The 8,710-nt window shown below is 51.8% G+C and carries 7 protein-coding genes and 2 tRNA genes; 7 read left to right on the top strand and 2 right to left on the bottom strand.

The window, feature by feature from the left end; translation table 11 throughout:
* Positions 1-285 precede the first annotated feature (285 nt).
* Positions 286-368 (bottom strand) — tRNA-OTHER (locus tag MWU60_RS18795).
* Positions 369-505: 137 nt separating this feature from the next.
* On the opposite strand from MWU60_RS18795, the gene MWU60_RS18790 reads away from it, so the two are divergent.
* The 7 genes from MWU60_RS18790 to MWU60_RS18760 all read left to right on the top strand — a co-directional run bounded on the left by MWU60_RS18790 (position 506) and on the right by MWU60_RS18760 (position 8,452).
* Complete coding sequence (locus tag MWU60_RS18790; protein ID WP_247228969.1) at positions 506-1,669, top strand: site-specific integrase; 1,164 nt, start codon at positions 506-508, stop codon at positions 1,667-1,669.
* A 264-nt stretch (positions 1,670-1,933) separates the two neighbouring features.
* A complete protein-coding gene (locus MWU60_RS18785) occupies positions 1,934-2,611 on the top strand; it encodes a hypothetical protein (protein WP_247228968.1) in 678 nt (225 codons plus the stop codon).
* A 202-nt stretch (positions 2,612-2,813) separates the two neighbouring features.
* On the top strand, positions 2,814-3,047 hold the full coding sequence (locus MWU60_RS18780; RefSeq protein WP_247228966.1) for a helix-turn-helix domain-containing protein: 234 nt from the start codon (positions 2,814-2,816) through the stop codon (positions 3,045-3,047).
* 142 nt (positions 3,048-3,189) lie between these two features.
* Entirely contained in the window at positions 3,190-3,408 is a 219-nt protein-coding gene (locus tag MWU60_RS18775; protein ID WP_247228965.1) for a hypothetical protein, read from the top strand.
* A gap of 100 nt (positions 3,409-3,508) precedes the next feature.
* Entirely contained in the window at positions 3,509-4,756 is a 1,248-nt protein-coding gene (locus MWU60_RS18770) for a hypothetical protein (protein WP_247228964.1), read from the top strand.
* Positions 4,757-4,910: 154 nt separating this feature from the next.
* Complete coding sequence (locus tag MWU60_RS18765) at positions 4,911-8,021, top strand: type ISP restriction/modification enzyme (RefSeq protein WP_247228963.1); 3,111 nt, start codon at positions 4,911-4,913, stop codon at positions 8,019-8,021.
* 2 nt (positions 8,022-8,023) lie between these two features.
* The gene (locus tag MWU60_RS18760) at positions 8,024-8,452 is read left to right on the top strand and encodes a hypothetical protein (RefSeq protein WP_247228962.1); all 429 of its coding nucleotides are present in this window, start codon (positions 8,024-8,026) and stop codon (positions 8,450-8,452) included.
* 171 nt (positions 8,453-8,623) lie between these two features.
* Here MWU60_RS18760 and MWU60_RS18755 read toward each other — a convergent pair.
* Positions 8,624-8,699, bottom strand: a tRNA-Thr gene (locus MWU60_RS18755).
* Between the last annotated feature and the right edge of the window lie 11 nt (positions 8,700-8,710).

Raw genomic sequence — 8,710 nt, 5'->3', positions numbered from 1 at the left:
CTGGAACCCATCGGGAATATCCCGCCTGCAGAAGCCGAGGCAAACTTCTACGCGGCTCTGGAAAGATCAGACATGGCCGCGTAACTAAGACAAATCAGCCTCCGGCAAACCCGGCGCGGTTCAGAATATCCAAATCTCCAATTCATTGGTACCCAAGCAAGAGCTATACAAGTGATGATTTATCTGCTCGGCAACTACAGTGTTTGCAAAGGCGCAGAAATCGATGACTATGAGCCTAGAAAGAGCCTAAAGGTCAGATCAAAATCGTCTAAGTTATTGATTTAATGGTGCCCCCACACGGACTCGAACCGCGGACCTACTGATTACAAATCGACTTTAGGCTGTTTCTCACCATTTCTCCAAACCACGCCACACGGCCATAAATCACTGTTATTAAACAGTTTACCTTGACGCTCCACACGCTGACGTTTCATTACCAACGCTACGAAACGCTGCACGATGCTTCCGATATGCTTCCGGATTTCGCATCTATTGAGAGGGTCACATGACAAAACTAACCAAAAGGGTCGTTGAGAGCTTAGCACCCGAAGCCAAAGAGCGCATCGTCTGGGACGATGAATTGGGCGGCTTCGGATTGCGTATCTATCCGACGGGTCGCAAGGTTTACGTCGTCCAATATCGCGCCAATGGCCGCACCCGTCGCAAAAACCTTGGGCAGCACGGCGTCTTGACCGCTGATGAGGCTCGCAAGGATGCCAAGCTGGTGCAAGCAGACGTAGCGCGCGGCGCTGATCCATCTGCCGACCGCAAGGCACGTCTACGCAGCCCAACAATCAAGGAACTGGGCAAACGGTTTCTGACGGATCATGTTGAACTGCACTGCAAGCCCACCACACTATACGATTATCGCAACCTGCTGGAAAAAGTGGTGAATCCCGTCTTGGGATCGATCCAAGTCTCTGAGATCACTTTTGCGGACATCGCGGCGTTTCACCTCAAACGGCAAGGCACTCCCTACCAAGCCAATCGCGGCGTGATGATGTTGTCCAAGATGCTGAACCTAGCGGAGGATTGGGGACTGCGCCCGATCAACACCAATCCTGCCCGCAAGATAAAGAAATATCCGGAAGTCGAAAAGAAGCGCTATCTCGACGACGACGAACAAGTGCGCCTTGGGCAGGTTATGGGCGAAATGCTGCAGGCGGACGAAATCAGTCGCTACGTTTTTGCAGCCTTCTATCTGCTATTGTTAACGGGGTGTCGCCTCAGCGAAATCCAAAAATTGAAATGGGCTTACGTCACCCGCACACATCTGGAATTGCCAGACAGCAAGACAGGGCGGCGGCGCATCCCCCTGCCCCGCGAGGCTTACCAACTTGTGCAATCGCTCGACCGCCGTGAAGACAATCCCTATGTGATTTTGGGTGACCATGGCTTGAGCCATTACAATGACCTCCAAAAGCCGTGGCGCAAGATCAGGGCGCGGGCGAGATTGGACGATGTGCGTTTGCACGATCTACGGCACACATATGCGTCTGTCGCGGTCACCAATGGCATCGATCCCTTCATGCTCAAAGAGATTTTGGGTCACAAAAACCTGTCTACAACTTTACGATATGCACATCTATCGGACGATGCCGTGCAAAAAGCAGCGGGGCAAATCGCGAACCGAATGGCCTTTGCAATGGGTAGCCCTACCGCGTACTAACACCGCACCTAGTTACGGTAGGGTACGGTAGCCGGAAATCGACCTATCGCAACGCGTTTGAGATTGGTCTAGGCATGCTCCATGCAAAGCTTTGACCTCACCGCCCATCACTCCCTGCTGCAAGCATTTGATCTGACAGGTCGTCGCATTTTCAGTGATGCGTGGACAGGCACCGAAGCGTGGGCGTGTCGTGCAGACGATCCAAGTGCATCAAAGACTGAAAAGGCCAAGATCGTGCGGTCGCTAACTGAAATTGCGGGCGAGATGGCGATGTTGTCGCAGCAGATAAATCATGCGGGAGACAAAGAACAGAAAACCGCAGCGCAGGAAAAGTACATCGACTTGTCGCGACAAGAGCGCTTGACAGAAGATCGACTTAGGCATTTCCCGCCGCAGTATGACGGTTGGATTGAGCAACATGACAATTATGTCCGCCGTTCTCAGATTGAAGGCTTGATGCTTGACGCATTCTCGACTGGCGCGTTGCAAATCTACTATGGCGGCGGCGTGGCGGTGCCATGGGAGGACTGGCGGCTTAGGTCTGCATTCAAAGTCTATATAAACCTGTCGCTCGTCCGTCTGCCGCGTAGCGAACGATTGAGCCGTGGCATTGTCCAATCCGACCGCGATTCCGCGATCACGCCCGCAAACCCTATCCGAGAACCAAACCGCCTTGCCGCTTTCGTAAGTATGGCAGAATTCAATGACTGGGTTTTGAAGTATAGCAGCGACCCGCAGAATGTTGGTGCGCTTGAGCCCAAAGCGCGATGCGAGGCGATGATTGCGGATATGGTCCAAAGCAATGGCGATGATATTCCGCGAAAAGCCGATTGCTGGCAGGACTGCAAAACAGCTATTCCCGATCTTTCTAAACGCCAATTTTTGCGCACCTGGGCCGAAAAAACCCCTGAAAGTTGGCAAAGAGCGGGTCGAAAATCTTAACTTATAATCACTACGCCTAGTGCGGCAATTAAGGATACGGAGAAGACAAGTTCATTTAAGCTATTGAAAGTAATAGTATATAAATCAACGCATTCCGGTGGGGCAATTTAAATATATCATGCCGTCTATTTCGGTTCCGAACGTCAATCTACTTAGAAGATACAGGAACGGCGCTAACGCGTCATCAGCAGTAGGTAGTAGCATGACACAACAAACATTTCAGTCTTCCGGTCAACAGGACCCTAACCGGCTTATGAACGAAAACGAGGCGGCAGACGTGCTCTGCTACTCCGTTCGCGCATTACAGAATTGGCGGCATCGCGGCGGTGGCCCTGACTTTGTGAGGGTTTCGGCCAGATCAGTGCGCTATCGCCGCGCTGATCTGAACAAATGGATCGCAGATCGTACGATCTCGAACACCTCACAAATCGTCTAACACATCAGTTTTGCCTCAGAGGGCTTGGCAGCACCTTTGAGGATTTTGGGGCCGGAAGGTCATCAAACAGGGCGCGCGTTCAAACGCCAACGCGCGCCCTTTCTATGTCTGCCGTCCAATATGCAGCGAAAGGATATCTGCAATGAACACACCAGCTCACAAGGTCAGGCTCGGCCTGATTACCGCCACCATCTGGGACAACAACGGCTTTCATTCCGTTGACCTTGCTCGGTCCTACAAGGATCAAGACGGGAATTGGCAAAGCACCACCAGCTATTCCCACACCGATCTTTTGAACGTCGCCAAATGTACAGAACGCGCTGAAATCTGGATTGCGAGGCAGGCCAATGCAAGCAAATAGCCCCCAACCGTCCCGGCCCCAAAACCCAAGCTGCCCCGCCGGAGGCGCAATAGTCGCAAATAATCATCAATCAACCGCTAATAGTCACGGCCAGAGGGGGGTGATTGTAGCACCCCCCTCTGGAAATACATTCACCCCAAATGACTTAACTATTCTGCATAAAGGGTTTGATACGCTGGCGCTGGCTATCAAAGCCAACATACCCAGCGAATTGTTCGACTACCTTGACGCCGAACGCAACGTGGCAGAACAAGAACGGCGCGATGTGCTGGTATCCTACAACGGCATTGATCTGCTTTTATCGCCACACGGCGGCAGCGGCTATCGGTTCATTGCCAGCGGTGGCCAAGAGGGGGCCACGTGGTTCTTTAAAAAGCCAAACGCAAAGGATCCGTGGGGCATCCGGTTGTCGTTCGGGTCGTTCTTTATGGCCATGCACGGATTAGGCGCAGCCAAGGCGCATGTCGATCACATCATGGATAGGTTTGGCATCCGCTTTGGTCCGGATGATATAAGCATATCGCGGGCTGATTTTTGTGTCGATGTGTTGGCTCCATCATTCGTTCTCAATCCCGATCAATTCGTGATGCACAGCGCCGCTGGACGGCGGGATTACATCACACCTGATGATATGTCGGTACACGGCAAGTCAGGCCGTGTGACGTCCGTCACCATCGGCGGGACGCGGAACCGGCAAGTGATCATCTATGACAAACGCGCAGAAGTTATTGCGCACAAAAAGTCGCATTGGTGGGATATCTGGAACCATACCTTACGTACGTGCAAACAGGCTGAAAATGACCCTGCCCACGTACGTACGTACAGGCTTTCCCCTGATCCCAATTTTGCCGCTGAAAACCGCGTTTGGCGGGTCGAGTTCCGGGCGGGTAAGGACCTACTCAAAGATCGCTGGGGGATACGTACGTGGGGCCAATTCTTTGACCTGTTTGGCGACCTGTGCCGGGAAGCGGGTGAGGTCGTCCGTTACACCGAACTCACCCCATCAGACCCTAACCGCGCGCGGTGGCCGAACCATCCGCTTTGGGAAATCGTCTGCGCTGAAATGAACGATGACCTGACTGAGATGCGCAGTGGTGCCGACCCGAACCCGATGAAGCAAGTTCACCGAGAGGAACACATTGGGATGCTAGTTCGGAATGTGCTGGGATGCAGCATCACTTTGGGCGCTTTACACGATACGGACGTGGATGGCTTAGGGAAGATGTTCGACACCCTTGCGGCAGATATGACTGCCGAAGTCGAAGCCAATCCCGTACGTGCAGCAAAGCAGTTGCAGGACGCCAAAGACAGGTACGTGTTTATCCAGAAACCGGAGCGGCCTACGTAATGTAACATTGGCCCGCATCAGACAGTCCAAAGCGTCTTACGTTATGTGGGGCGCTTTGGTGTGTCGCGACCAAGGAGCCCAAAGTAAGAGTCTGCTATCGGCCTAGACGTTCGTCGGTGGTGTGGATAACAATGATGCACGTAAGGGGTGAGTAATGAGTCAAAGACTAATCAATAGCTACTTGGCGGATATCGACCGCATCCGTGTCGTTAGTGGATCCTTCACCGAAGGCGTCATAAGCGAGGCATTCAAGGACTTGCTCAAGGCTTGGGCAAAAGCCGATGGCCTCACCTTCATCAATCAGTATCCTATGCTATCCAGCCTCAAGAAACAGATCAGGCCAGACGGCGCGATTCTGCACGATGTACGGGTTCCTTTGGGCTACTGGGAAGCCAAGGACACCGATGACGATCTTGACGCAGAAATTGATGACAAACTGCGCAAGGGCTATCCTCAAGACAACATCATATTTGAGGATTCCCAGACAGCCGTATTGTGGCAAGATCGCACGGAAATAACACGTTGCGACATGACCGATACCAAAGGGTTAGAGCAATTACTCAATCTGTTCTTTGGCTATCAACGTCCCGAAATCGCCCAATTCCGCAACGCAGTTGAGCAGTTCAAGACCGATCTGCCTGCTGTCTTGATTGCATTGCGGGAAAAGATTGATGTCGCTTACAAAAGCAACACAACGTTCAAACCCGCAGCCAAGAAGTTTCTGGACCACGCCCGCGAAACCATCAACCCAACACTTGGGCGCGATGACGTGCGTGAAATGCTGATCCAGCACATCCTGACAGAGGAAATCTTTGCCCGTGTTTTTGATGAGGCTGATTTTCACCGCGACAATAACGTGGCCAAGCTCCTCTATGAACTAGAGGGGGCGTTCTTTACTGGAGAGGTCAAGAAATCGACGCTACGCGCGCTGCAACCGTATTACGCTGCAATCAACGCCAACGCAGCACAGATCACCAGCCATACCGAAAAACAGACGTTCCTCAAGGTGATCTACGAGAATTTTTATAAAGTATATAACCCCGACGCTGCCGACCGTCTGGGCGTGGTCTATACCCCAAACGAGATCGTGAAATTCATGATCGAAGGAGCCGATTGGCTAGTCGACAAGCACTTTGGTAAGCGGCTGATTGACGAAGGCGTCGAAATCCTTGATCCGGCCACGGGCACCGGCACTTATATTTGTGAGCTGATCGAATACTTTCGCGGACAACCTGAAAAGCTTCGCCATAAATACACTCAAGAACTGCACGCCAACGAGGTCGCGATCCTGCCCTATTACGTGGCGAATTTGAATATCGAAGCGACGTATCAGGCCGTATCAGGGCAATTCGCCGAATACCCCAACCTGTGTTTTGTCGACACGCTGGACAATATTGGCGGGCTGGGAATCAAATCGGGGCATCAGTTTGATATGTTCGCATCGGTGTCGGACGAAAACGTGGCCCGGGTCAAACGGCAGAACAAGCGCAAGATATCCGTGGTCATCGGCAACCCGCCCTATAACGCCAACCAGCAAAACGAGAACGACAACAACAAAAACCGGACCTATCCGCATATCGACGACCTGATCAAACGGTCGTTTGTAAAGCTGTCCACGGCACAGAAAACCAAGGTCTATGACATGTATGCGCGGTTTTTCCGCTGGGCGTCGGACCGGCTGCATGATGACGGGGTGATCGCCTTTGTCACTAACCGCAGTTTTATCGACAGCCGCACCTTTGACGGGTTCCGCAGATATGTAGCCGAAGAATTTGACGAGATTTATCTGGTGGACCTTGGCGGCGATGTGCGCGCCAATCCCAAGTTGTCGGGGACCAAGAACAACGTATTCGGCATCCAGACAGGGGTAGCGATTTCATTCTTTGTGCGCAGGCAGTTGGGCAAGAAGAAAAAGCGCGACTGCAAAATACACTATGTGCGGCGGCCCGAGTTGGAGACGGCGGAGGACAAGCTGTCGTGGCTCTCTGCTATTGCTGCATCAGATGCTAAATACGAACTGATCAAACCAGATGACAAGGCCAATTGGATCAACCAGACAGAGAATAACTGGGATGATTTGCTACCCGTTGCGGATAAGAAGACAAAGGCGGCGAAGGTTAAGGCGCAAGAGCGGGCTGTATTTAAATCATTTGCCAGTGGTTTAAAGACCAACCGCGATGAATGGGTTTATTCTGATGACGCAGCTGCATTGGAAGCAAAGGCAAAATATTTCATCGATGTGCTGAACACAGCGAAATCGCAAGGCATAACGGACCTTCTGAAACTTCGACATAAAATCAAGATCAGTAGTGGCCTTCGCATCCCTTCGACAGCATTACGATACAATAAGAAACTAATTGCCCCAGTAGAACAGCGAGCGTTTGTGCCAGGGTTTTTCTATGCGGAAAACGCACTATCAGATCGACTCACGCAGCTTCATTTTGGATTTTTTGGAGAAACTCTTAGAATACCGAATAGGCATATTGCTTTTCGCTGTGTCGCGGCAGACGATGGCTTGTCAGTCTTGGCCGCAAGCAAGCCAGTAGACTACAGTTATATCAAAACTGGAAATGGTGGGACAGAGACCCTGCCTCTGCATCTACTCACCCCAGACGGCGAAAAAACCGACAATATCACCGACTGGGCGCTCAACAAATTCACCGCCCACTATGGTAAGAAAGCCAAAATCATCAAGGACGATATCTTTGCCTATGTCTATGCGGTACTGCATGATCCGGTGTATCGCGACACTTATGCCATCAACCTCAAACGTGAATTTCCCCGCATTCCGTTCTATCCCGATTTCCACCAATGGCGCGATTGGGGCCAGCACCTGTTGGACCTGCACATCGGCTACGAAAAAGTCAAACCATGGAAGCTGACGCGCACCGGCGTCGAAGACGTAAAAGCCCGCACAGCGGGCCTGCCGCCCAAGGTAATCATGCGCGCTGACAAGGACGCGGGCACCATCACGCTAGACAGTGAAACAACCTTGTCGGGCATTCCGCCCGCCTGTTGGGATTATAAGCTTGGTAACCGCTCTGGCCTTGAATGGATACTGGATCAGTACAAGGAAAAGACCCCCAAGGACCCCACGATCCGTGCCAAGTTCAACACCTACCGTTTTGCCGACTACAAGGAACAGGTGATTGATCTACTGACGCGCGTCACTCGCGTTAGCGTTGAAACGATGGACGTCACCACGCAAATGGCCGCGATCAAGCGCGACGCGCAAAACGACACCACACCTGCCCGAAAGAGCTAGGCATGACCTTAAGCCGTATCCTACTCACCCTTTCCTTGGTGCTGTTCACCCTACCCGCCTTCGGGCAAAACTTTAGCTGCAGCATCGGCACCCGTCCGTCTTGTCTAGGGTTTGGGGACACAGTTTGTTCCTCGTCAGGGCAATGCGTTGATCAAGCTGCCCAATGCTTCAATCGCTACCAGTGCAACTTTGAAGGCTTCACTTGCAAATCGAACGTCACAGCATGCGTCAATGACTATGACGACCTCTTGCGGACCCACAACACTCTAGTCGATGATTTCAACGGGCTCTTGCAAGAACGAGATAGGTTGCGTGATGACTTGCGGGAAATGTTGAATGTTGTACGTGATCTGGAAGAAGATTTGGAAAACGTCCAAAGCTGCCTGATCTTTGCATCGACTTTTGAAGATGCCCAATTTTGCATGCCTTAGCGCGGTAAATGGCTAAGTGCGCTGTACCAAAAATCGAATAATACGAATCTAGACTTTGACCGTCGCCTTTCTGCCACACGTACGGGCTGCTTCCGATATGCTTCCGGATGATTTCCATGAGTGGGGTAAAATAAAACCCCACAACTTAAGTTATTGATTTTAATCATTAAATGGTGCCCCCACACGGACTCGAACCGCGGACCTACTGATTACAAATCAGTTGCTCTACCAGCTGAGCTATAGGGGCACTGGTCCACC

The sequence above is a fragment of the Yoonia sp. F2084L genome (assembly GCF_023015625.1).
Lineage (GTDB): Bacteria > Pseudomonadota > Alphaproteobacteria > Rhodobacterales > Rhodobacteraceae > Yoonia.
The sequence above is the reverse complement of the archived record's forward strand: the minus strand, read 5'-3'. Positions and strand labels throughout refer to the sequence as shown.

Excerpts from the sequence above, each read along its gene's own strand:
- MWU60_RS18790 (WP_247228969.1), top strand. The coding sequence starts at position 506 with ATGACAAAACTAACCAAAAGGGTCGTTGAGAGCTTAGCACCCGAAGCC.
- MWU60_RS18765 (WP_247228963.1), top strand. The coding sequence starts at position 4,911 with ATGAGTCAAAGACTAATCAATAGCTACTTGGCGGATATCGACCGCATC.
- MWU60_RS18760 (WP_247228962.1), top strand. The coding sequence starts at position 8,024 with ATGACCTTAAGCCGTATCCTACTCACCCTTTCCTTGGTGCTGTTCACC.
- MWU60_RS18785 (WP_247228968.1), top strand. The coding sequence starts at position 1,934 with ATGGCGATGTTGTCGCAGCAGATAAATCATGCGGGAGACAAAGAACAG.
- MWU60_RS18780 (WP_247228966.1), top strand. The coding sequence starts at position 2,814 with ATGACACAACAAACATTTCAGTCTTCCGGTCAACAGGACCCTAACCGG.
- MWU60_RS18775 (WP_247228965.1), top strand. The coding sequence starts at position 3,190 with ATGAACACACCAGCTCACAAGGTCAGGCTCGGCCTGATTACCGCCACC.